Origin of the sequence: Hymenobacter edaphi (assembly GCF_003258365.1) — a bacterium.
Classification (GTDB): Bacteria; Bacteroidota; Bacteroidia; order Cytophagales; family Hymenobacteraceae; genus Solirubrum; species Solirubrum edaphi.
On sequence record NZ_QHKM01000002.1, the window covers coordinates 301,437 to 323,181 of the forward strand.

The following is a 21,745-nucleotide window of genomic DNA, read 5'->3' on the forward strand; positions in this document are numbered from 1 at the left end:
CGGGCAGCGGCTGCGTAGCGGCTGGCTGGTCAGCGAAGAAAGAAAAGCTAGGCTGCTTAACCGGCCTGCCACTCCGGCTGGGGAGCGGGGCGGGCGGGTACCGGCGTCAGGCGCACGTTGTGCCACATATCGGACAAGTGCGCTTCTTTAGCTCCCACGAGCACGTCGAAGCAGTGCTTGTGGCGCCGGGCCATGGTATCGTGGATAATGTATACGCCGTCGAGCTGCGGCGAAATGCCGCTTATACGCACCGAGTCGCCGTAATTGAAGGGGCCGCCCCAGTGTTTCAGCAGGTCGCGCGAAAGGGCGGCCCAGCGGCTTTTGTGGGTTTGATGGGGCGAAATGCGGGAGTTGTCGGCCGTGACGAACGGTTCGTCATCGGTTTGCCCGGCTACGGCCATATAAACGGTGGCCGTTACGTGGTAAGTCGGTAGCTTTTTGGGTGGATGATAAGCTACCGCCTGGGGGGCTGGCGCGGGCTTCACTGCGGCCACACGCGGCGCCAGGTGCGCGGTGGGCAAGTGCCGGGGAACGGAAGGAGTGGGGGTGGGCAGGAACAGGTACAGCAGAAACAGCGCTATAGACATGACGTTTGGGTTCGTGCACGCCCTCTTTCACCTGGGGCGGTTAAGGTCCGGCCGTCACGCGGTCGGGAATCATATGAATGAAGGAGGCCCGAATGGACCTGACTTACCGGGGTCAGAGTTGGTTAAGGTAGCTAATTACTGTTTTTAAGCAATAGTTTTTATGGTATAAATTATATAAAAGCCGTTTTGGCGCAGCCAGCGAGCAAAAAGAAGTCGTTAAACGGCCGGTCAACCGAAAGGTTAGTGACGAGCTATCCGAGCAGGCAGAAGGGCGCAAACCTTCGTCCAACGTGGCACTAAAACGTCCGTAGTAATGGGCGCTGCTGGCCCGACCGGGCCGCGGCCAAGCTACTTTCTACCAGAACCAAACACCGCTTGCTTATGCAATGCTTCGCTGCCTTCAGCCGGGTTTCACTGGCGCCCCTGCTATTCACCGCCGCGCTGGCCGGCTGCAGCTCCGGGGGCGACAAAGGTACGACATCTAACCCAAACGCGCCGGCCGACTCCACCGCTGCCGCCGCGGCCGCCCCCGAAGCCCCGGCCGATTCGCCGCTGCAACTAGTTGGGGAGCTGCGCGAACCGCAGTTCGTGGGCGTAGCCGTGCTGCCCGATCAGCGGGTGCTGCTAGTCTCCCCGCGCTGGGACTACAATCCCGTGGCGCCCATTGCCATCCTCGGCCCCGACAACTCCGTGCAGCCCTATCCCGACGCCAAGTGGTGCACCTGGAACGACTCGGTGCGCACTGAGCCCGAAAAGCATTGGATCAGCCCGCAGGCCGCCACCGTCGACCGCAGCGGCATGCTCTGGGTGCTGGACCCCGCCGCGCCCGGCCTGAAGTACACCGTGCCCGGCGGCCCCAAGCTGGTCAAAATTGACCCCAAGACCAATCAAGTGGTGCAAACCATTCGGTTCGACCAGTCGGTGGCCCCGCGCAAGTCCTATCTGAACGACGTGCGCATTGACTTGGACAACAACTACGCCTATATCACCGAATCCAGCCAGGGCGGCCTCGTGGTGGTCGATTTGAAAACGCAGAAGGCGCGGCGGGTACTGACCAGTCACCCGTCGGTGAAGGCTGAGGACATCCGCCTGAACGTGGAGGGCAACCCCATGCTCGACCCCATGGGCAAGCCCGCCAAGCTGCACTCCGACGGTATTGCCCTCAGCCGCGACAACAAGCACCTCTACTACCACGCCGTGACGGGCTACACCCTCTACCGCATCCCGACGGCCGCCCTGCGCAATGTCGCGCTCAGCGAAGCGCAACTGGGCGCGCAGGTGGAAAACCTGGGCAAGACACCGGCCTGCGACGGGCTGGAAATCGACGCCAACAACAACGTCTATATCACGGCCATCGAGCAGAACGCGGTAGTGCGCCGCACGCCCGACGGCAAGATCGAGACACTGGCCAAGGACCCGCGCCTGCAGTGGCCCGACACCTACTTCCTGACGCCCGATAACACGCTCTACGTCACGGCTTCGGCTATTCACAAGACGCCGACCTGGAACAAGGGGGTGGGTAAGCAGAACCAGCCCTACCGCCTGTTCAAGATGCAGCTGCCCAAATAGGCATACTCCAACCCGGTACTGCCAACGGCCCGCTCAACTTTGGGCGGGCCGTTGCGTTAGCTAAAATTCTTTTCTTGCAGATTACTGCTGCCTTAAAGCGGTTTGGCTAACAATCGGCATTGTTGGGGTGTTGTATTATGTGTTGAAAGACAGATCTATTCGTGTATGCGAATGTAGATTTGTGCTTGGCTGAATAGGCCTTACATTTGCTTTCCCACCATAGCCGTTTACATGGACGCATACTCCTATATCGCCAACGCGCATGGCGACTACATCGACCAGCTGTACCAGGCCTACAAGGCCGATCCGGAATCGGTAGACTTCGGCTGGCGCAAGTTTTTTGAGGGCTTCGACTTCTCGCAGACCTACCCCGAAGACGGCGCCGAGCAAGCCACCGGCACCGGCGTACTGACCAAATCGGCCTCTACGCTGGGCACGACGGCCATCAGCTCGTCGGATTCGGTATCGGCCGACAAGGAAACGGCCGTGCGTAACCTCATCCATGCTTACCGCAGCCGCGGCCACCTGGTGGCCCGCACCAACCCGGTGCGCGAGCGGAAAGACCGGCAGGCCCGCTTGAGCCTGGCCGACTTCGGCCTAAGCGACGCCGACCTGGACACGAGCTTCAAGAACGGTGAGCTGCTGGGCCTCGGTGGCAACGCCAAGCTGCGCGACATCATCGACGCGCTGCAGAAGATTTACACCCGGACCATCGGGTTCGAGTACATGTACATCCGCGACCCGCAGGTGCTCGACTGGTTCCGCACCAAGGTGGAGAAAGACTCGCTGAGCTTCAACCCCGGTGTGGAGTACAAAAAGCGCATCCTAAGCAAGCTCAACGAGGCGGTGGTCTTCGAGAACTTCCTGCACACGAAGTTTTTGGGCCAGAAGCGCTTCTCGCTGGAAGGCGGCGAGACGACCATTCCCGCGCTGGACGCCATCATTCAGAAGGGCGCCGAGCTGGGCGTGGAGGAAGTCATGATCGGCATGGCCCACCGCGGCCGCCTGAACGTGCTGGCCAACATCATGGGCAAGACCTACGAGCAGATCTTCTCGGAATTCGAGGGGACGGCCGTACCGGACCTGACCATGGGCGACGGCGACGTGAAGTACCACATGGGCTACTCGTCGGAAGTGGACGCGGCCGGTGGCAAGAAAGTGAACCTGAAGCTGGCCCCGAACCCCTCCCACCTGGAGGCGGTGAACCCGGTGGTGGAAGGCTTCGTGCGCGCCAAGCTGGACCACCAGTACGCCGGCGACTTCAAGAAAATCATGCCCATCCTGATTCACGGCGACGCCGCCGTGGCCGGGCAGGGCATTGGGTACGAGGTGACGCAGATGTCGCAGCTGGAAGGCTACAAGACCGGTGGCACCCTGCACTTCGTCATCAACAACCAGGTGGGCTTCACCACCGATTTTGAGGACGCCCGCTCGTCGATTTACTCGACCGATCTGGCCAAAATCATCGACGCGCCGGTGGTTCACGTGAACGGCGACGACCCCGAGGCCGTCGTGTTTGCGGTGCAGCTGGCCACCGAGTACCGCCAGCAGTTCCACGCCGATATCTTCATTGATATGGTGTGCTACCGCCGCCACGGCCACAACGAGTCGGACGAGCCGAAATTCACCCAGCCGGCGCTCTACAACATCATCTCGAAGCACCAGAACCCGCGCGAGGTGTACAACGCGACGCTGGTGCAGCGCGGCGACGTGGACAAGGAGCTGGCCAACCAGATGGACCGCGAGTTCCGCGACCTGCTGCAGGCCCGCCTCGACCTGGTGAAGCAGCAGCCGCTGCCTTATAAGTACCAGCCGCTGGAAAACGAGTGGCGCAGCCTGCGTCGCTCCACCAACGAGGACTTCACGAAGTCGCCCGAGACGGGTATCAGCGAGGAAGTGGTGCAGAAAGTGGCCAAGGCCCTGACCAGCATTCCGGAAGGCTTCAAGCCCATCAAGCAGATCGAAAACCTGCTGAAGGAGCGCAACAAGATGTTCTTCGAGACGCGGGTGCTCAACTGGGCCGCCGGCGAACAGCTGGCCTACGGCTCCTTGCTGCTCGAAAACCACATCGTGCGCGTGAGCGGGCAGGACGTGCAGCGCGGCACCTTCTCGCACCGCCACGCCGTGCTCCACGACGCCGTTACCTCGGCCCCATACACCCCGCTGAACCACATCGAGGAGAAGCAGCCGGAGCAGCTGGCCATCTACAACTCGCTGCTGAGCGAGTATGCGGTGCTCGGCTTCGAGTTCGGCTACGCCATGGCCAACCCCACGGCGCTGGTTATCTGGGAAGCGCAGTTCGGCGACTTCGCCAACGGCGCCCAGACGATGATTGACCAGTTCATTGCCTCTTCGGAAAGCAAGTGGCAGCGCATGAACGGCCTGGTGATGCAGCTGCCCCACGGCTACGAAGGCCAGGGCCCGGAGCACTCCAACGCCCGCCCCGAGCGGTTCCTGCAGCTGGCGGCCGAAAACAACATGGTGGTGGCCAACATCACCACGCCGGCCAACTTCTTCCATTTGCTGCGCCGGCAGCTGGTGTGGTCGTTCCGCAAGCCCTGCGTGGTGATGTCGCCGAAGTCCCTGCTGCGCCACCCGCTGTGCGTGTCGCCGGTGGAGGAATTCACCTCGGGCAACTTCCGCGAAGTGCTCGGCGACACCTACGCCGACGCCAAGAAGGTGAAGCGCGTGCTGCTGTGCTCGGGCAAGGTATACTTCGATCTGCTCGAAGAGCAAACCAAGTCGGAGCGCAAGGACGTGGCCATCGTGCGCCTGGAGCAGCTGCACCCCTTCCCGCAGACCCAACTGGCCGAGGAGTTGAAGAAGTACCCGAAAGCCGAGCTGATCTGGGTGCAGGAAGAGCCCGAAAACATGGGCTACTGGAACTTCATGCTCCGCTACCTGCGCCGCGAGCTGGCCGATGTGGTAGCCCGCAAGCCCTCCGCTTCGCCCGCCACCGGCTACAACAAGGTGCACGTGCAGGAGCAGAAACAGATTGTGGCCCGCGCCTTCGAGCTGCCGACGTCTGCCGTGGCCGATAAGAACATCAAAGCCACGGCCGAAGTAGCCAAAAAGCAGGATTAGCAGTAGCGCGAACTTTCAGTTCGCGTAATCCAGAACGATAACCGCTCAACCGTCAGTCGTTCAGGGCTACGCGAACTAAAAGTTGACTACGTCGACCTTCGGTTCGCGCTACATTCCGCTTTCTAAATTCCCACCATCGACATCATTCCCACCAGCTAGTACATGGCTCTGGAAATCAAAATACCCGCCGTCGGCGAATCCATCACCGAAGTCACCATCGCCAAGTGGCTCAAGAAAGACGGCGAGGCCGTAAAGCGCGACGAAGTCATTGCCGAGCTGGAATCGGACAAGGCCACGTTTGAGCTGCCCGCCGAGGGCGACGGCACGCTGAAAATCCGCGTGGCCGAGGGCGAAACCATCGGCATCGGTACCGTCATTGCCGAAATCGGCGGCGACGGCGCGGCGGCTGCGGCTCCCGCAGCTGAGGCCCCGAAAGCCGAAGCTCCTAAGGCCGACCCCGTCAGCCAGGGCGAGGAGAACCCTAAGGCCAGCGACCAGGCCGGCTACGGCGGCACGCCCGCCGGCGGCGCGGCTTCGGGCACCCCGGCGGCACCGGCCGCCGCTCCGGCTGCCGGTGGCAGCGGCGAAACCAAGGAAATGAAGATTCCGGCCGTGGGCGAGTCCATCACCGAGGTGACGGTAGCCAAGTGGCTGAAGCCCGACGGCGCCCAGGTGGCCCAGGACGAGGTTATTGCCGAGCTGGAATCGGACAAGGCCACGTTTGAGCTGCCCTCCGAAGCCGCCGGTATCCTGCGCCACGTAGCTAAAGAAGGCGAAACCATCGGCATCGGCGCCGTTATTGCCCGCATCGAAGGCGCGGGTGCCGGTGCTCCGGCGGCTGTCCCCGCGGCGGCTCCGGCCCAGGCTGCGGCGGCCGCTCCGGCTGCCCAGGCGGCCACCAGCAGCTCGACTACCTACGCTTCGGGCGTGCCTTCGCCGGCTGCCGGCAAGATTCTCGACGAGAAAGGCATCAACGCGGGCGGCGTGCAGGGCACGGGCCGCGACGGGCGCATCACCAAGGAAGACGCGCTGAAGGCTCAGCCGCAACCGGCCGCCGCGCCAGCTGCTCCGGCCGCTAAGCCCGCGGCTGCGCCGGCCGCTCAAGAGGCTCCGGCCGCCGGTGGCAGCCGCAACCAGCGCCGGGAGCGGATGTCGAACCTGCGCAAGACGGTGGCCCGCCGCCTGGTGTCGGTGAAAAACGAAACGGCCATGCTCACCACCTTCAACGAGGTGAACATGCAGCCCATCATGGACCTGCGCAACAAGTTCAAGGACAAGTTCAAGGAGAAGAAGGGCGTGGGCCTGGGCTTCATGTCGTTCTTCACCAAGGCCGTGTGCGTGGCCCTGCAGGAGTGGCCGGCCGTGAATGCCCAGATCGACGGCACCGACATCGTCTACAACGACTTCTGCGACGTGAGCATCGCCGTATCGGCCCCGAAAGGGCTGGTGGTGCCGGTGATTCGCAACGCCGAGCAGCTCAGCTTCGACGGCATCGAGAAGGAAATTGCCCGCCTCGCCGGCCTGGCCCGCGACAACAAGCTCACCATTGAGCAGATGACCGGCGGCACGTTCACCATCACCAACGGCGGCGTGTTCGGCTCGATGATGAGCACCCCGATCATCAACGCCCCGCAGTCGGCCATCCTGGGCATGCACAACATCGTGCAGCGCCCCATCGCCGAAAACGGGCAGGTGGTCATCCGCCCGATGATGTACCTGGCGCTGAGCTACGACCACCGCATCATCGACGGCCGCGAGTCGGTGTCGTTCCTGGTGCGCGTGAAGGAGCTGCTCGAAGACCCGATGCGCCTGCTGCTGGGCGTGTAAGCGCGGCAGTACGATACGATAACCGGCCCCGTTCTCCAGCGAGAACGGGGCCGGTTGCATTTTGTGGGGGCCAGGGTAAGTCCGCTGGCGTCTCAAGTTGTCCGGTTTTGGGAACGGCTGAATCCGTATTTGCACCGTTATGGGAATGGGCAGCAGGCGTCGGGCGAAAGCAGGAACATAGTTGCGGGTTTTTTTGCGGGTTATAATCCGGTTAAAGGCCAGACTGTCAGAGTAGTATTGATTGCCGGTGCGAAGAGTTGGCACGGGTGCCAGGGCCCGGCCGCAAAATTGTATACCGCCGGGCGTCAGCAAGCATTTTTACCCAGTGAGGCGGAGCGCTGACTGCCACCTACCCACCCTTATTAGAAGTCGGTAGCCGGGAGCAACCAGCTTGCCCCGGGTTACGGCTGATGATGCCACCTATTGATGAAACAAGTACCCTCCCTCGCGCCCACCAACTGCCAGGATTGCCCGCGCCGGCAGCAGTCCTTGCTGGGCTGCTGCCAGCTGGCCGAGCTGAACTTAGTGTCGACCACCAAAACCTTTCAGACCTACCAGAAAGGGCAGGTGATTTTCCGCGAAGGCAGCCGGCTCAATAGCCTCTACTGCATCTTCGAGGGCAAGGTGAAGATGACCAAGACCGGCGGCGACGGCAAAGCCCAGATCATGCGCTTCACCCGCGAGGGCGACACCATGGGCTTCCGCGCCCTGATGAGCGACGCGCCCTACGCCTGCTCGGCCGTGGCCCTGGAAGACTGCGTGGTGTGCATGGTGCCCCGCACCGACGTACTGAGTTTGATGGAGCAGAACACGCAGTTTACCCGCGCCCTGCTGCGCCACCTCACCGACTCGCTCAACGAAACCGAAACGCGCATGCTGCACATGACCTACAAGCCCGTGCGCGAGCGGCTGGCCGGGGCCCTGCTGCTGCTGCACCGCACCTTCTGCCTCGACTCCGGCAACTGCGCCATTCCCATCTCGCGCGAGGATCTGGCCTCGCTCATCGGCACGGCTACCGAAACGGCCAGCCGACTGGTGTCGGAGTTCAAGGAGGAAGGTCTGATTGCCACCAAGGGCAGCAAAATCACCATTCTGAACGCCGCCACGCTGACGCAGATTTCGACGCAGTACGATTAAGCGTCGTCGACGGATGGAGCTGATTCGCCGCCGCTGAATGCACTTGAGGATCAAGGCCAACGGGCGCTCCGGAAACGGGGCGCCCGTTGGCGTTTGGGCAAACCCGACAACTACGTAAGTAGGATTATTTTGGATTCGGGGCTGAGCTGTTATTGATGAGAATCAAAAACTAAATTGACGGCGGTCATTTTTTTAGGTGGCTGTTTGCAGGAGTTTTGTAAAAGCAAATCGGCTGATTGATAGGTGGTTCACGCCGGGTGTAAAGCTCGCTTGCGGCAAAGGAGCGCAGCCAGCGCCGCAAGCAGCTTACCCGGTTACCACCCAGTCTTAAAGCTTGAAAAAAATTGGATTTGCAAAAGTTGACTTTACAAACCCTCACATAAACAGTTCTCTCCCCATGGCTTACTCAGTAAACAACCCCGCCGGCAAAATCGTCCAGAACGTCATCGACGAGCTGCCCACCCTGATGGCTATTGCCGTGGTGGACGTAACCTCGGGCATGTCGCTGGCCTCGCACACCAACTCGCCCAACATCAACCCCGACACCGCCGCTGCCTACAACACGGAAGTGGTGAAGCAGAAGCAGAAGGCCATGTCGGCCCTGAAGCTGACCGGCGAAACCATCGAGGACATCCTCATCACGCTCTCGAACCAGCTGCACCTGATCAAGCTGAACAACACGGGCAACAAGTTCATCTACCTGGTGGTGAACCAGCGCGACACCAACCTGGCCATTGCCCGCGAAGTGCTGCGCAGCCACTCCTCGGCCCTCAACTAATACCACCGGTGCGGCGGCCGGTGCCTGCGCAGGGCCGACCGCGCATCGTGGCGCGCTCCGAATACCCCTCCTGACTACTTCCAGCTCACATAACTGCCGCACTACCGGCGGCGACGCTCGGGTAGCCCGCGGTGGCTGATGCTCCTCAGCCGCGGCGGGCTACCCGGTAGCGCTTGCCCGGTGTGCCGGTGGCCCGAATGACCGCCCCGCCCGGGGCCGAACGCGAGGCTGCATGAACATTCCCTTTCTCCAGAAGCTAACCGGCCCGCCGCTGCACCAGGTGGTAGGCGCCGGCCCCGCCAGCGCCGCGCGCAGTGCCGCCGAAAGCGTGCTGCACCGCGTGCTGGGCGGCTTGCCCGAAGTGCTGGCCGCCGCGGTGGTGCGCATCGAGGGCGGGCAGCTGCTGGCCAGCTACACCACCGCCCGCGAGCTGAACCCCGGCAAGGTGGCCGGCTTCAACGCCGAAGTGGTGCGGCAGCAGCGGCTGGCCCTGGCCGCCCTGGGCCAGCCCGACGAGGCGCTGGAGGACATTCTCATTACGCTGCGCACCCAGCTGCACCTGCTGCGCGTGCTGGCCGATGGCCGGCGCGTGCTCTACGTGGCCGTGGACTGCCGCGACACCAACCTGGGCATTGCCCGCGACGTGCTGCGCACCTGCGAAGCCTGAGCCGCCCGGCGGTGGGTGGAGCGGGTGGACGCCGCAGTCAGATACTGTATTCTACCCTTTCTCCATTCCAATTTCTCACATGAGACTAACCGCTTCTCCCTTCGATCCGCAAACGGGCGACCTGCTGCCCGTGTACCGCGACGCCTACCTGCGCGGTGATTTGAGCCCGGCTTCGGCCCGCGCCGTGGAGGCCTACCTGCGCCGCGACGCCGACCAGGCCCACGACACGCTCACCCGCTGGCACCAGATTCAGCCCGAGGCCGAGGTGGCCGCGCCGGGCTGGGTGCGTCGCCAGATTCAGCACATTCAGGCCGAGCCGGTGCGCTTCCGCCGCCGCGCTGCCGGGCTGGTAAGCTGCGCCGCCCTGGTGGGCGGGATGGTGTTTGCCGGCACCAACCTGCCCAACAACAACCTGCCGACCGACAACCTGCCCACGGCCGAAACCGTCGAGCTGGTGGCCCCGGCCGCCGACGCCGCCAGCGCCATTCGGATGGTGACGGTGAAAGGCCGCATCCTGGGTCAGGATGGTCAGCCCCTGGTGGGCGCTACCGTGTTGCAGAAGGGCACGCGCTTCGGCGTGAGCACCGATGCCTCGGGCAGCTACGCCATGCGCGTGCCGGCCGGCCAGCAGACGCTGGTGTACGGCTACGGCGGCTACCACGACCAGGAGCTGCAGGTGCAGAACGCGGCCCCGGCCAACGTCACCCTGTCGCCCCGCGCCAAGCAGCGCCGCTGGTTTCTTTTCTAGCCCGCCGCTGCGACGCGCCCGGGCCTAACGCTTACTCCGTGAAACCCAAGTCGTATCGTAAGAAAACCGCTACCAAACATGCCCGCGTGGCCGCCCTGCAGGCGGAAGCCACGGCCGGCGAGGTAGTGCAGCAGGTGCTGGCCGCGTTGCCCGAGCTGCTGGCCGTGGCCGTGGTGGATGCCCGCACGGGCACCAGCCTGGCCGCCCATTCCAACTCCGCCGACATTGCCCCGGCCACCGCCGCGGCCTTCAACGCGGAAGTGGTGCGCCAGAAGCAGAAGGCCCTGACGGCCCTCAACCTCATCGACGAGCACATCGAGGACATCCTGATTTCGCTCTCGAATCAGCTGCACCTGATGCGTCTGGCCGACGGGGGGCGCAAGTTCATTTACCTCGCCGTCAGCGCCCACGATACCAACCTGGCCACGGCCCGGGAGGTGCTGCGGGTGCAGGCCGGCACGCTCTAGTCTCATGGCGCGGCGCCCCAACCCGCCGCGCTCCTTTTTCCCTGCTCCGGCGGCCCCGCCGCCCCGCGCCCACGACGCGCTCAGCCCCGGATTTGGGTAGACCGGGCGTTGGGCGCGTCGTTTTGGCGTTGGGCGCGCCGTAGCTTCGTGCGTGCTACAAATCGAATCCAACACCAGCGTATCCAAAGGCGGCTGTTATGTGGTGGCCAGCATATTCGGCCTGCTTGCCCTGAGTATGCTCCGGCAACATGATTTCCACCAGCAGCCCGCTCAGGGGTGGCAGTATTTGCTATTGATTGTGCTCTGTGGCGTGGTGCCGCCGCTGGCGTATGCCTCAACCCTGAAACGCTACCGATTGACCATTGATGACGATGAGCTGTTGTTGGAGCAGGTAGCGGGGCCGGTGCTGGTACTGCAGCCGATGAGGACGCTGCTGCGGTGGAGAGTGTTCAGAACTCAAGGCCGCTACAGTGTCGGCGAGACGCTGTACTTACGCTTCCGCCAAGGCGACGCCGTGCATATTAACTCCATGGAATATGCGCGCTTTGAGGAAATAGTCGCGCTGCTGCGGGCTCGTTACGCCGGCAAACAGCAGGAGGAGTGAGGTGCCTGGATAATCAGCCAACGACGCGTGAAGACAAAAAAATAGCGGCGCGCTGGTGGGACAGCGCGCCGCTACTGGTTTAAGAGTTGGTCGGGCCGGTTACGAAACCGTCAGCGTGGGGTTGCGGGTCGGGAACGAGGCGTCGAGCAGGGCGCCCAGGTTCAGGACTTTGCGGCGGGCTTCTTCGGCTTTGGGGCCGGCGAAGTTTTCGCGCACGGCGGCGTCGAACAGGGTTTGCCAGCGGCGGCAGTTGGGGCCTTCCAGCGGCAGGCCCAGGTCGCGGGCGGCGGCAGACTGGCGGCCGGTTTTGGGCCCGAAGAGGGCAGCGCTCCAGAAGTTGTAGAGCGTGAAGAGGTGATGCGGCCAGTGTACGCGGGCCACCGCGTTGAAAGCGGGGCTGAGCACTTCATCCTGGTTGACCTTCTCGCAGAACGTGTCGACGAGCGTTTTCACGTCGGCTTCCCGCGTGATGTCGGTAAGAGCAGAGGCTGGAGCGTTTGCCATAGAGCGAATGAGCTGGGGACCGGGATACGGCCGCGGTGAGGAACAGGTTGGGCTAAGATAGCGCAATCGATTGCACGGCCAAATGATTGTTGTCATTTATCCTTGATTATCAGGGGTAATTGCAAAGAAACAAATCGGGCGCGAAGCGAATAACCGGTACACAAAAACGGCCCGACCAGGGCAGTCGGGCCGTTTTCGGAGCGGGGGCGGGCAGGCGGCGCCTAGCGGATGCGCGTGAGGCGCAGCTGGTCCAGCATGGCCTGATTCACCGCGCCGTTCATGTTCTCGTTGCTCGGCTCCAGGGTCAGCTCGAAGGTGTAGACGCCCTCGCTCAGGGTGGCAAACACGGGGTTGGTGTAGCCCCAGTCCGACCACTCATCCACCCCGCGCTGGGGCAGCACCACCGTGCCGATGGCCCGGCCGTCGGCCTTCAGCGTGCGGAGCGCGCACTTGTTGCTGGTGTTGATGGGCCCGTTGCCGTTGGCGTAGCGGAAATCCAGCGCGTAGAGGCCGCCCGCGGGCACCACCACCTGCAGCTTCAGGCGCGGGTTGCGCGTCGGGCTGATTTCGACGAAGCCCTTGCCGGTGAAGCCTTTGTAGGGCAGCCGGGCCGCCGGCGCAAACGCCTCCATCTGGTAGATGCGCTCAAACTTAGCCGCCCCCACCGGCAGCGGCTCCGAGGCGAAGCTCTCGTAGCCCTGCGCATCCACGGCCACCACCTGGTACTCGGCATAGGCGGTAGCGGCGCCGGTGGCGAAGCTGGCCTCGGTGGTGCGGCCCGCAAACTCGCCGTTGCGCAGCACCAAATAGGCCTTGGCGCCCTCCACCGCGGCCCAGCTGAGCTGCCCGCTCTGGTAGCGCACGGCCGGCGTCATGGGGGCCACGTGGTGGGCCACCTTGTGCTGGCCGGCGGCCGGCGGCACCTGCCCCGCCAGCTCGATGCGGATGCTGTGGCGGCCGCTGAGGTTGGCGGGCACGGTGGCGTTGGGCAGCGGCTGGCCGTCGAGCGTGATGGTGCTGATGCGGTTGCCGTAGCCCGTCATTTCGATGTCGAGGGTGGCCCAGCGGTGGCGGAAGCCGGTGAGGCGGCGCGTGCCCTGCAGCGCCCGCGGCACGAAGGGCCGGAACACCAGCCCATCGGCCTGCCAGTCCATGCCGAACAGGCCGCGGTACACCAGCCCCAGCGTGCCCGAGAGGCTCCAGAGCATCACCGAGCTGTTGACCTGCGTGCCGGCGAAGTCGCCGTCGGAGGCCACAAAGTTTTCCTTGTTGGTCAGAAACAGCGCCGCCGGGCGGGCCACGGCCATCAGGCTTTCCAGGTAGGCTTCTTCATTGCCGGCCTTGGCGGCGGCCAGGCCCCAGTAGCTCTGCACGAAGGGCCACACGGCGTTGTTGTGGTAGGGCGGAATGCCCGGCGTCTGCGGGTAGATGCACGGAATGCCGTAGTCCATCACCGGCGTGTTGGCCACCACCGAGCGGCTGCGCTCCGAGTCGGCCACGCCGAAGAGCACCGCCAGCGCCTCGCCCAGGGCCTCGCTGCGCGGCGAGAGAATGGAGGCCATGCGGCCGTAGCGGTACTGGCCGTAGTAGCCCTTGTCGTTTTGCCAGAGGTAGTCGTTGAGGCCCTGCCGGATGCTGGCGGCCTGCTGCCGGTGCCGGGCCCCGACCTCCTCCTGGCCCAGGCGCTCGGCCATCAGCGCCAGCACCTGGTTGGCCTGGTAATGCACGGCGTTGGTGCCCAGGTTCAGCGACTGGTAGATGTCGACCGGCTGCATCCACTTCGGGTAGGTCTGCTCGCGCCAGTCCAGGAACGACGACTCCCCGCGCATCAGCCCGCTGCTCGGGTCCAGGGCGTTGCGCAGGTCGTCTTCGAGGGAGTTTTTGATGATGGGGTAGACCCGGCGCAGCCACACCTCGTCGCCGGTGGATTTGTAGACTTCCCAGGCCGCCACGGCCCAGATCATGCGGTCGGTGGAAACGGGGTAGGCCCCGCCGGTGCCCGTGTCCTGAATGATGCGGCCCCCGGGCGTGACCTTGCGCAGCAGGCTGTTCATGGCCACCTTGGGCTGCAGCGCGGCCTGGGCCAGGATGATGGAGTAGCTGATGTCGCGCGTCCATACGCCGGCCCACGACTCGCCGGTGCGGAAGGTGCTGTCGGGCTCCACGGCGCGGCGGGCTTCTTCCAGGGCCAGATTATAGAGCGCGTCGAAGAGCGGGTACTCCGACTGGTACTGGGGCAGGTCGGCCACATCGAGGCGGGCTTGCCACTGCCGGGCGGTGGTTTTCTGGTCGGCGTGGGCGTTCAGCACCACGGTGGTTTCGTAGATGCCGTCCCCGTCGGGGTCGGTCAGCGCCAGCCCGGGCTTGTTGATGAGGTTGTCGAAGTCCCAGCTCAGCGGGGCCGTATTGCCGGCCACCAGCACGTGCTTCAGGTCCTGCTGGTACAGCTTCTGCCCGTTGTAGAGCGAATAGTAGCCCTGCTTTTTGAATGCGGCCAGCACCGGGCGCAGGTCCAGCCGAATCCTGAGCGGCGTGTTGGGTGCCAGGTAGGCGTTGGCCGGCACCGGCGTGCGGTCCACGTACTGCTGGCCGAACACGATGAGCGGCGTTTCCAGCCCCGCGGCCCCGGCGCGCGGCAGGGCCACGAACACGTGGTCCTGGCCGGGCGGCATTTCGTTGTCCTTGCCGTTGAGGCTGAACTTAAAGCTCACCTGCGGGCTCTGGAAGGCGTTGGCCGGGCTCTGGTAATTCGAGGTCAGCTCGGTGCGCGAGCGGGCGCGGGCCACGTGCGGGCCCTGCACCACGGAGTCGCGGTATACGGTGTAGGCCGCCGATTGCCACACGGGGCCGGCCGGGGCAGGGGGCGGGGTGGTGGCGGCGGGTTGGGTAGTCGATTTCGGCATCTGGCAGGAGCCCGCCACGAGCAGCGGCACCAGCAGCAGGCGCGGCGGGAAAAACGGACGACAAAGCATAAACAAGCGGCGCAAAAATGCTGCCGTGAAGCTACGCAACGCGGCGGGCTCCGGCCACGGCGCCCGCCGCGGCGGCCCTGCATCGGCCGCGGCCCCACCCTGCAGCCCCCGGCGCCGTAAGCGTACCCGGCAGTTCATTTATCCGCCTTCTCGCTATGGCTTCTTCTCCCTTCTGGCAAACCCTCGGCCTCGGCGCCGTGGCTGGTATGCGTTCCATGACGGCCCCGGCCCTGCTCAGCAGCGCCCTGCGCCACCACCCCTCGGGCCGCCTGGCCCATTCGGCCCTGGGCTGGCTGCAGACGCCTGCCGCCGCCAACGCCCTGAAAGCCCTGGCCGGCGCCGAAATGGCCAGCGACAAACTGCCCAACATGCCCGACCGCACCGCCCCGCCCGTACTGGCCGGCCGCGCCCTGTCGGGCGCCCTCATCGGGGCGGTGCTCTACAAAACCAACCGCGGCAGCCTGCTCAAGGGCGCCGTGGTGGGCAGCCTGGGCGCCGTGGCCGGCTCCTTCGCCGCCCTCTACCTGCGCAAGCTCGCCACCCAGCGCACCCCGCTGAAAGAGCCCTGGGCGGGCCTGGTGGAAGACGTGCTGACCGTGGCCACCGGCAAAGCCGTGCTCGGCCGCCACCAGCCCGGGCACTGATGGGTAGTTTGGGAGGGTAGGAGTTAGATGGGTAGCTCTTTCAACTCATACCCTTTTTAACTCATACCCTCATACCCTCCTAAACTCCTACCCCATCTTACCCTTCCAGCCAGCGGCGGAACTCGGGCGTTTGGGCGGTGCTGGTGGTCAGCGTCACGTCGGGCAGGGGGCGCAGCTTCACCAGCAGGCGGTTGTTGAAGTAGGGCTCCACCTTTTCCACGAAGCCGATGTTGACCAGCTCCGAGCGGTTGAGGCGCCCGAACCGGTTCGGGTCGAGCTGGCGCTCCAGCTCGGTGAGCGTGCCGCTGAGCGGGTAGCGCGTGCCCTGCCGGTCGACGGCAAACACTACGCCCTCGTCGGCCTGCAGGTACACCACGTCTTCCACCGGCAGGATGTAGAGGCTGTTGCGCTGGCGCACCGAGAAGCGCTGCCGGTAGGCCGGGGCGGCGGGGCGCAGGGCCTGGCCGAGCTGGGCCAGCACTTCGGGGCTCAGGCCGCCGGCCGCCGGAGCCAGGCTGCGGCGCAGCTGCTGGTACTTGTCGAGGGCGTGGGCCACCTGCTCGGCGGTGAAGGGCTTGAGCAGGTAGGCAATGCCGTTGCCGTGGAACGCGGGCAGCAGAAACTGGTCGTAGGCCGTCACGAAGATGATCGGGCAGGTCACCGCTACCTGTTGATAAAGCGCAAACACGTTGCCGTCGAGCAGCTCGATGTCGGAGAAAATCAAGTCGGGCATGGGGTTATCGGCAAACCAGGCCAGGCCCTTGGCAATGCTGCGCACCACCTGCACCACCTGCGCGGTGGGGTCGTGCGCGCTCAGGTACTGCATCAGCTGCCGCGCCGACAGCTCTTCGTCTTCGATGACGAGCACATTCATGGGCTAAGACGCAATAAGGGCTGCGGGCTGCGCCGGCAGCAGCGGCACCGTCACGGTAAAAAACGCGTCGCGCTGCACCAGCAGCTCCTCATCAGCCAGCAGGCGGTACCGCTCGCGCAGGTTGCGCAGCCCCGTGCCCATCGAGTCGGCCGGGGTGTGCTTGGGGGCCACGCGGTTGCGCACGGTCAGGGCGCCGGAGTGCACGTCCAGGGTCACCAGCAGGGGCACGTCGTCGCCCCCGCGGTTGTGCTTGACCGCGTTTTCGATGAGCACCTGCAGCGTGCCGGGCACCACCAGCCGCTGGTGCAGCGTGGCCTGGGGCGCGTGCAGGGTAATTTGGAAGTCGTAGGCCCGCCCGAAGCGGTGGCGCAGCAGGTAGATGTATTCTTCGGCGAAGCGCAGCTCCTCGGTTAGCGGCACCAGGTCCACGTCGCGGTGCCGGATCAGGTAGCGGTACAGCGAGGAAAAGCAGCTCAGGAAGTGGCTGGCCTCCTCGCGGTCCTGCTGAATGAGGGCGTAGAGGATGTTGAGGTTGTTGAACAGGAAGTGCGGGTCGATCTGGGCGCGCAGGGTTTTCAGCTCGCTTTCGGCCTGGGCCTTCTGCACCCGCAGCAGCCGGTGCTGGGCGTCGAAGTAGCTTTTGCCCATCATCAGCACGCCCAGCACGCCGTAGCTCTGGGCGTGGTGCATGATGGCCCAAAGCAGCCGCCGAAAGGAAAACGGACCGAAGTTGTGCAGGATCAGGTCGTAGCCGAAAAAGTACAGCAGCCCGCTGCCGACGGCAAAGCCCACAAACGCGAGCAGGCCGCGGAGCCACCCCCGGCCCCGGGCCAGGTGCCGCAAAATGACGAACACCAGCGCGTACACGGCCGCCGTGTCGAGCAGGATGTTGTAGAGAATGGCCGGCACGGCCTGCTGCCAGCTGAACTGCACCACGTACCCGTAGCCGATGATGGGGGCCGCCAGCAGCCAGTACACCGCCATGACGCGGTAATCGGAGGCGCGCAGGCGGTTGGCGGCAAACAAGGGCACGGAAAAGCAGGCGAGGAAAACCGGGCCGCGGCAGGGCGGGGCCGTTCAGCCCAAAAATACACGCTATCGGCCGGGCGGCGGGCGCTGCCCCGAATCCTGCCGGAACAACCCGGCCAAAGCCCGCGACACCTCTTGCACAGTGTCAGGCTTTGGCCGGAGAGGTAACCAGTAATTGTGTGGGTAGCGAAATAGCGTTGTACGATTGGTAAGGCAAAGATGCGCCGCCCGGCCGCGGCGCCCCGGCCCAAACCGGCGAAGGCGCCGAAAATTCGCACGAACCCCGATAAATCGGGCACGAGCCGGGCGGGCCTAGCGCCGGGCCGGCTCGGCCGCCGCGGCCGCCGCAGCCGACTGGCGCCGCCCGCCGAGCACCACCAGCATCACCGCCAGCACGATGAGGGCCGCTCCGCCGCCCATCTGCGCGTTCAGCGGCTCGCCGCCCACGGCCTGGCCCAGCAGCACGGCCACCACCGGGTTGACGAAGGCGTAGGTGCCCGCCAGGGCCGGCTCCACGGTGCGCAGCAGCCAGATGTAGGCCGAAAACGCTATCCACGAGCCAAACACCACCAGGTAGCTGAAGGCCACCCAGGGCTGCCAGCCGATGCCGTCGAGGTGAAACGCGGCCGCCTCGCCGTGCAGCAGCCCGGCCAGCAGCAGAAACACCCCGCCGCAGAGCATCTGCATGCCCACGCCCAGGAAGGGCGAACCGCCCACCGGCTTTTTCTTCGACACCAACGAGCCCACCGACCACATAAACGAGGCGCCCAGCACGATGGCCACGCCCAGCGCCGGGTGCCCCGGGATGAGCACCGGCGCCGCCGGGCGGGTGCTGGCCAGCAGGTACAGCCCGCCCACGCCCAGCGCCAGCCCCGCCGCCACGGTGGCCGTGGGCCGGGGCGACACCCCGCTCAGCCAGCCCAGCACGGCCAGAAACATCGGGACCGAGGCCACCAGCAGGGCGGCCAGGCCCGAGGGAATGTACTGCTGCGAGAAGGTGGTGCCGCCGTTGCCGAACAGCAGCAGGCAGAAGCCCACCACCGCGGCGCGCCCCCAGTCCTGCCGGGTGGGGCCGGGGCCGCCGCTCAGCCGCACGGCCGCGTACTGCACGCTGCCCGCCACCAGAAAGCGGACGCCGGAGAGCAGCAGCGGCGGCCAGGCCGTCAGCGCCGTTTTGGTGGCCAGGTAAGTGGAACCCCAGATCAGGTAAATAGCCAGCAGTGCCGCGCCAATGAGCAGGGGCGCGGGGCGGGCAGGAGCGGAAGCAACGGACATAAACGGATTCAACAGCGCAACGGCGCGCCAACCAGCGGCGCAGCCTTCTACGAGGCCGCAAACCTACTGGACGCCCCGGCGGCATCCAACCCGGATCTTGCGGCAGCGTGTCGGGTGGCTGGCATTGGGAGCAAAGCGCGGCCCCCGCGGAAGGCGTAGCCAGTCGGCCCCGGCCAACGAGCCGACCAACCTAGAGGAAAGATTGCCGCGCTTCGCTCGCAATGACAGCGGGGTGAGCCGTTGCCGCTGCCCAGGTCCGCTGCTGCGCCGCCGCAGCCCGCCGGTCGCGTACCTTGGGGGCATGAGCTTTCGGAACCAGGTGGTGTGGGTAACGGGCGCTTCCGCCGGCATCGGGGAGGCCCTGGCACGGGCGTTTGCGCAGGCGGGTGCCCGCCTCGTCCTGTCGGCCCGCAACGAGGCCGAGCTGCAGCGCGTGGCCGCTGCCTGCGCCCCGGCCGAAACATTGGTCGTGCCGCTGGACCTGGCCGATGCCGCCAGCCTACCCGCCAAGGTGCCGCTGGTGCTGGCCCGCTACGGCCGCCTCGACGTGCTGGTGAACAACGGCGGCGTGAGCCAGCGCAGCCTGGCCCTGGAAACCGCCCTCGACGTGGACCGCCGCCTGATGGAGGTCAACTACTTCGGCACGGTGGCGCTGAGCAAGGCCGTGCTGCCGCTGCTGCTGCGGCAGGGCAGCGGGCGCATCGTCACCATCAGCTCGCTGGTGGGCCGGTTCGGCACGCCCTACCGCTCGGCCTACGCGGCCAGCAAGCACGCCCTGCACGGCTTTTTCGACTCGCTGCGGGCCGAGCTGCACGGCTCCGGCGTGGGCATCAGCCTCATTTGCCCGGGCTTTATCCGCACCGCTGTGTCGGTGAATGCGCTGACGGGCGACGGCCGCGCCCTCGGCACCATGGACGAGGCCACCGCGAACGGGCTGGCGCCGGCCGAATTTGCCCGCCGGGCGCTGCCCCTTATTGCCCGGGGCGAAAACGAAGCCTACATTGGCGGCCGGGAAACCCTGGGCGTGTATCTGAAGCGCTTCGCCCCGGGCCTGTTTGCCTGGCTGCTCACGCGGGCCCGCGTGCGGTAGGCAGACGCGGACTTAGGTAGCCTGGTTTACCGACTTGATTTCCGAATCTGGTATACCTGGTTACTTTCCTGCCTCAGTTGTGATAATTCGCCTGGGCAGGCTGGTATGGCCCCTGGGCGGCCCCGAATCGGGAGAATCCGGGGCCCTGGCGCAGCCCGGCGGCTGAGGCGGTGTATTTTTCGCCATGCGTTTTCCATTTGCTTTTTCCGCACGCCGGGTGGCCGTAGGCGCCGCGGTGCTGCTGGCGCTGCCGCGCCTCGGCGCCGCCCAGTTGCTGCAAGCCAAGCCCGCCTTCACCCGCGCCGATTCGTTGCGCGGCTCGCTCACGCCGCTGCGCAGCTGCTACGACCTCAACTACTACCACCTCGACGTCCGGCTCGATATCGGCCAGAAGGCCATCAGCGGCTCCAACCTGTTCCGCTTCACGGCCACCCAGGACTTCACCCGCCTGCAGTTCGACCTCTTCGCCAACCTCCGGGTGGAGCGCGTGGTGTACCAGGGCCAGAGCCTGCCCTTCACCCGGGAGGCCAACGCGGTGTTCGTCACGTTTCCGCGGCCCATCCGGCAGGGTGTGCGCGACGAATTCACGGTGTATTACTCTGGGCAGCCCACCGTGGCCCAGCACGCGCCCTGGGACGGCGGCTTCGTCTTCACCGAGCACGGCGCCGGGCAGCCCTGGGTGGCCACGGCCTGCCAGGGCGTGGGCGCCAGCATCTGGTGGCCCTGCAAGGACCACCAGGCCGACGAGCCCGACTCGATGCTGATCAGCGTGACCGTGCCCAAGGGCCTGCAGGACGTGTCGAACGGGCGCCTGCGTAAAATCACGCCGCTCAAGGGCGGCCTCACGCGCTTCGACTGGGCCGTCTCGAACCCCATCAACAACTACGACGTGGCCCTGAACGTGACCAACTTTGCGCATTTCAGCGACGCGTACCAGGGCGAAAAGGGCCGGCTGACGCTGGACTACTGGGTACTGCCCGAAAACGTGGCCAAGGCCAAAAAGCAGTTCGGGGCCAACGTGAAGCCCATGCTCAAGTCCTTGGAGTCGTGGTTCGGGCCGTACCCGTTCTACCAGGACGGCTACAAGCTGGTGGAGGCGCCGCACCTGGGCATGGAGCACCAGAGCGCCGTGGCCTACGGCAACAAGTACCTCAACGGCTACCTCGGCAACGACCGTTCCGCCACCGGCTGGGGCGACAAGTGGGACTTTATCATCATCCACGAAAGCGGCCACGAGTGGTTCGGCAACAACATCACCAGCCAGGACATTGCCGACATGTGGATTCACGAGTCGTTTACCACCTACTCAGAAAGCCTCTTCACCGAAAGTCTGTTCGGTCCGGCGGCGGGCCGGGAGTACGTGCACGGCCAGCGCCGCAACATTCGCAACGACGCGCCCATCATCGGGCCCTACGGCGTAAACCGCGAGGGCTCGGGCGACATGTACGACAAGGGCGCCAACCTGCTCAACATGGTGCGCACCGTCGTCGACGACGACCGGAAGTGGCGCCAGATGCTGCGCGGCCTCAACCAGCAGTTCTACCACCAGACCGTGACGACCGAGCAGGTGGTGGCCTACCTCAACCAGCAGAGCGGCCGCGACCTGACCCGGGTATTCGACCAGTACCTGCGCCACGCCGGCCTGCCGACGCTGGAAATCCGCTTCGATCAGGGCCGCCCCGTGGCCCGCTGGATTGCCGACGTGCGCGGCTTCGACCTGCCGGTGCGCCTGCGGGCCAGGGGCGGCGAGTGGCGCCTGGTGCAGCCCACCACCACGTTTCAGCCCCTCGACCTGCCCGGCCTGAGCAAGGACAACCTGGAAGTCGACACGTTCAACTACTACATCGGGGTGCTGGTGGAGTAGGGCGGGCAAAGCAGCCAGCCGGGCT

The 21,745-nt window shown here is 65.2% G+C and carries 18 protein-coding genes; 12 read left to right on the plus strand and 6 right to left on the minus strand.

Features of this window, described 5'->3' with window-relative positions; all coding sequences use genetic code 11:
- Positions 1-56: 56 nt before the first annotated feature.
- Entirely contained in the window at positions 57-587 is a 531-nt protein-coding gene (locus DLM85_RS25040; RefSeq protein ID WP_133256980.1) for an RlpA-like double-psi beta-barrel domain-containing protein, read from the minus strand.
- A gap of 381 nt (positions 588-968) precedes the next feature.
- On the opposite strand from DLM85_RS25040, the gene DLM85_RS08925 reads away from it, so the two are divergent.
- The 9 genes from DLM85_RS08925 to DLM85_RS08965 all read left to right on the plus strand — a co-directional run bounded on the left by DLM85_RS08925 (position 969) and on the right by DLM85_RS08965 (position 11,468).
- Positions 969-2,156 (plus strand): SMP-30/gluconolactonase/LRE family protein, encoded by a 1,188-nt coding sequence (locus tag DLM85_RS08925; protein ID WP_111477763.1) that lies wholly within the window; start codon positions 969-971, stop codon positions 2,154-2,156.
- A gap of 231 nt (positions 2,157-2,387) precedes the next feature.
- A complete protein-coding gene (locus DLM85_RS08930; RefSeq protein ID WP_111477764.1) occupies positions 2,388-5,240 on the plus strand; it encodes a 2-oxoglutarate dehydrogenase E1 component in 2,853 nt (950 codons plus the stop codon).
- A gap of 162 nt (positions 5,241-5,402) precedes the next feature.
- The gene (gene odhB / locus DLM85_RS08935; protein ID WP_111477765.1) at positions 5,403-7,067 is read left to right on the plus strand and encodes a 2-oxoglutarate dehydrogenase complex dihydrolipoyllysine-residue succinyltransferase; all 1,665 of its coding nucleotides are present in this window, start codon (positions 5,403-5,405) and stop codon (positions 7,065-7,067) included.
- Between the two features lie 426 nt (positions 7,068-7,493).
- Entirely contained in the window at positions 7,494-8,204 is a 711-nt protein-coding gene (locus DLM85_RS08940; protein WP_111477766.1) for a Crp/Fnr family transcriptional regulator, read from the plus strand.
- 397 nt (positions 8,205-8,601) lie between these two features.
- On the plus strand, positions 8,602-8,982 hold the full coding sequence (locus tag DLM85_RS08945) for a hypothetical protein (RefSeq protein ID WP_111477767.1): 381 nt from the start codon (positions 8,602-8,604) through the stop codon (positions 8,980-8,982).
- A gap of 232 nt (positions 8,983-9,214) precedes the next feature.
- Positions 9,215-9,649, plus strand: coding sequence for a hypothetical protein (locus DLM85_RS08950; RefSeq protein WP_111477768.1), 435 nt, complete (start codon positions 9,215-9,217; stop codon positions 9,647-9,649).
- A gap of 79 nt (positions 9,650-9,728) precedes the next feature.
- Positions 9,729-10,397: a carboxypeptidase-like regulatory domain-containing protein gene (locus tag DLM85_RS08955; protein ID WP_111477769.1), complete on the plus strand. Its 669-nt coding sequence runs from the start codon at positions 9,729-9,731 to the stop codon at positions 10,395-10,397.
- A 38-nt stretch (positions 10,398-10,435) separates the two neighbouring features.
- Entirely contained in the window at positions 10,436-10,864 is a 429-nt protein-coding gene (locus DLM85_RS08960) for a hypothetical protein (protein ID WP_243635905.1), read from the plus strand.
- Positions 10,865-11,015: 151 nt separating this feature from the next.
- Positions 11,016-11,468, plus strand: a complete 453-nt coding sequence (locus DLM85_RS08965) for a hypothetical protein (RefSeq protein ID WP_111477770.1) — start codon at positions 11,016-11,018, stop codon at positions 11,466-11,468.
- Positions 11,469-11,567: 99 nt separating this feature from the next.
- Here the strand turns inward: DLM85_RS08965 and DLM85_RS08970 are convergent, their stop codons facing one another.
- On the minus strand, positions 11,568-11,972 hold the full coding sequence (locus DLM85_RS08970; RefSeq protein WP_133256981.1) for a group III truncated hemoglobin: 405 nt from the start codon (positions 11,970-11,972) through the stop codon (positions 11,568-11,570).
- A 221-nt stretch (positions 11,973-12,193) separates the two neighbouring features.
- Positions 12,194-14,944, minus strand: a complete 2,751-nt coding sequence (locus DLM85_RS08975) for an MGH1-like glycoside hydrolase domain-containing protein (RefSeq protein ID WP_111477772.1) — start codon at positions 14,942-14,944, stop codon at positions 12,194-12,196.
- A gap of 155 nt (positions 14,945-15,099) precedes the next feature.
- On the opposite strand from DLM85_RS08975, the gene DLM85_RS08980 reads away from it, so the two are divergent.
- On the plus strand, positions 15,100-15,588 hold the full coding sequence (locus tag DLM85_RS08980; RefSeq protein ID WP_111477773.1) for a DUF4126 family protein: 489 nt from the start codon (positions 15,100-15,102) through the stop codon (positions 15,586-15,588).
- Positions 15,589-15,685: 97 nt separating this feature from the next.
- On the opposite strand, the gene DLM85_RS08985 is transcribed toward DLM85_RS08980, so the two are convergent.
- The 3 genes from DLM85_RS08985 to DLM85_RS08995 form a co-directional block, all read right to left on the minus strand.
- Positions 15,686-16,462 carry a LytR/AlgR family response regulator transcription factor gene (locus DLM85_RS08985; RefSeq protein ID WP_111477774.1) on the minus strand — a complete coding sequence of 259 codons (777 nt, stop codon included), beginning with the start codon at positions 16,460-16,462 and terminating at the stop codon, positions 15,686-15,688.
- 3 nt (positions 16,463-16,465) lie between these two features.
- Positions 16,466-17,494, minus strand: a complete 1,029-nt coding sequence (locus DLM85_RS08990) for a sensor histidine kinase (protein WP_133256982.1) — start codon at positions 17,492-17,494, stop codon at positions 16,466-16,468.
- A 309-nt stretch (positions 17,495-17,803) separates the two neighbouring features.
- Positions 17,804-18,766: an EamA family transporter gene (locus tag DLM85_RS08995; RefSeq protein ID WP_111477776.1), complete on the minus strand. Its 963-nt coding sequence runs from the start codon at positions 18,764-18,766 to the stop codon at positions 17,804-17,806.
- Positions 18,767-19,067: 301 nt separating this feature from the next.
- Here DLM85_RS08995 and DLM85_RS09000 point away from each other — a divergent pair, with 301 nt between their 5' ends.
- Entirely contained in the window at positions 19,068-19,856 is a 789-nt protein-coding gene (locus tag DLM85_RS09000; RefSeq protein WP_111477777.1) for an SDR family oxidoreductase, read from the plus strand.
- Positions 19,857-20,040: 184 nt separating this feature from the next.
- Positions 20,041-21,720 carry a M1 family metallopeptidase gene (locus DLM85_RS09005; RefSeq protein WP_111477778.1) on the plus strand — a complete coding sequence of 560 codons (1,680 nt, stop codon included), beginning with the start codon at positions 20,041-20,043 and terminating at the stop codon, positions 21,718-21,720.
- Positions 21,721-21,745: the final 25 nt, after the last annotated feature.

Bases quoted from the DNA above. Each gene is read 5' to 3' on its own strand.
- DLM85_RS08955 (WP_111477769.1), top strand. From the start codon at position 9,729: ATGAGACTAACCGCTTCTCCCTTCGATCCGCAAACGGGCGACCTGCTG.
- DLM85_RS08945 (WP_111477767.1), top strand. From the start codon at position 8,602: ATGGCTTACTCAGTAAACAACCCCGCCGGCAAAATCGTCCAGAACGTC.
- DLM85_RS09000 (WP_111477777.1), top strand. From the start codon at position 19,068: ATGAGCTTTCGGAACCAGGTGGTGTGGGTAACGGGCGCTTCCGCCGGC.
- DLM85_RS09005 (WP_111477778.1), top strand. From the start codon at position 20,041: ATGCGTTTTCCATTTGCTTTTTCCGCACGCCGGGTGGCCGTAGGCGCC.
- DLM85_RS08985 (WP_111477774.1), bottom strand. From the start codon at position 16,462: ATGAATGTGCTCGTCATCGAAGACGAAGAGCTGTCGGCGCGGCAGCTG.
- DLM85_RS08995 (WP_111477776.1), bottom strand. From the start codon at position 18,766: ATGTCCGTTGCTTCCGCTCCTGCCCGCCCCGCGCCCCTGCTCATTGGC.
- odhB (WP_111477765.1), top strand. From the start codon at position 5,403: ATGGCTCTGGAAATCAAAATACCCGCCGTCGGCGAATCCATCACCGAA.
- DLM85_RS08940 (WP_111477766.1), top strand. From the start codon at position 7,494: ATGAAACAAGTACCCTCCCTCGCGCCCACCAACTGCCAGGATTGCCCG.
- DLM85_RS08980 (WP_111477773.1), top strand. From the start codon at position 15,100: ATGGCTTCTTCTCCCTTCTGGCAAACCCTCGGCCTCGGCGCCGTGGCT.
- DLM85_RS08975 (WP_111477772.1), bottom strand. From the start codon at position 14,944: ATGCTTTGTCGTCCGTTTTTCCCGCCGCGCCTGCTGCTGGTGCCGCTG.
- DLM85_RS08925 (WP_111477763.1), top strand. From the start codon at position 969: ATGCAATGCTTCGCTGCCTTCAGCCGGGTTTCACTGGCGCCCCTGCTA.
- DLM85_RS25040 (WP_133256980.1), bottom strand. From the start codon at position 587: ATGTCTATAGCGCTGTTTCTGCTGTACCTGTTCCTGCCCACCCCCACT.
- DLM85_RS08970 (WP_133256981.1), bottom strand. From the start codon at position 11,972: ATGGCAAACGCTCCAGCCTCTGCTCTTACCGACATCACGCGGGAAGCC.
- DLM85_RS08930 (WP_111477764.1), top strand. From the start codon at position 2,388: ATGGACGCATACTCCTATATCGCCAACGCGCATGGCGACTACATCGAC.
- DLM85_RS08950 (WP_111477768.1), top strand. From the start codon at position 9,215: ATGAACATTCCCTTTCTCCAGAAGCTAACCGGCCCGCCGCTGCACCAG.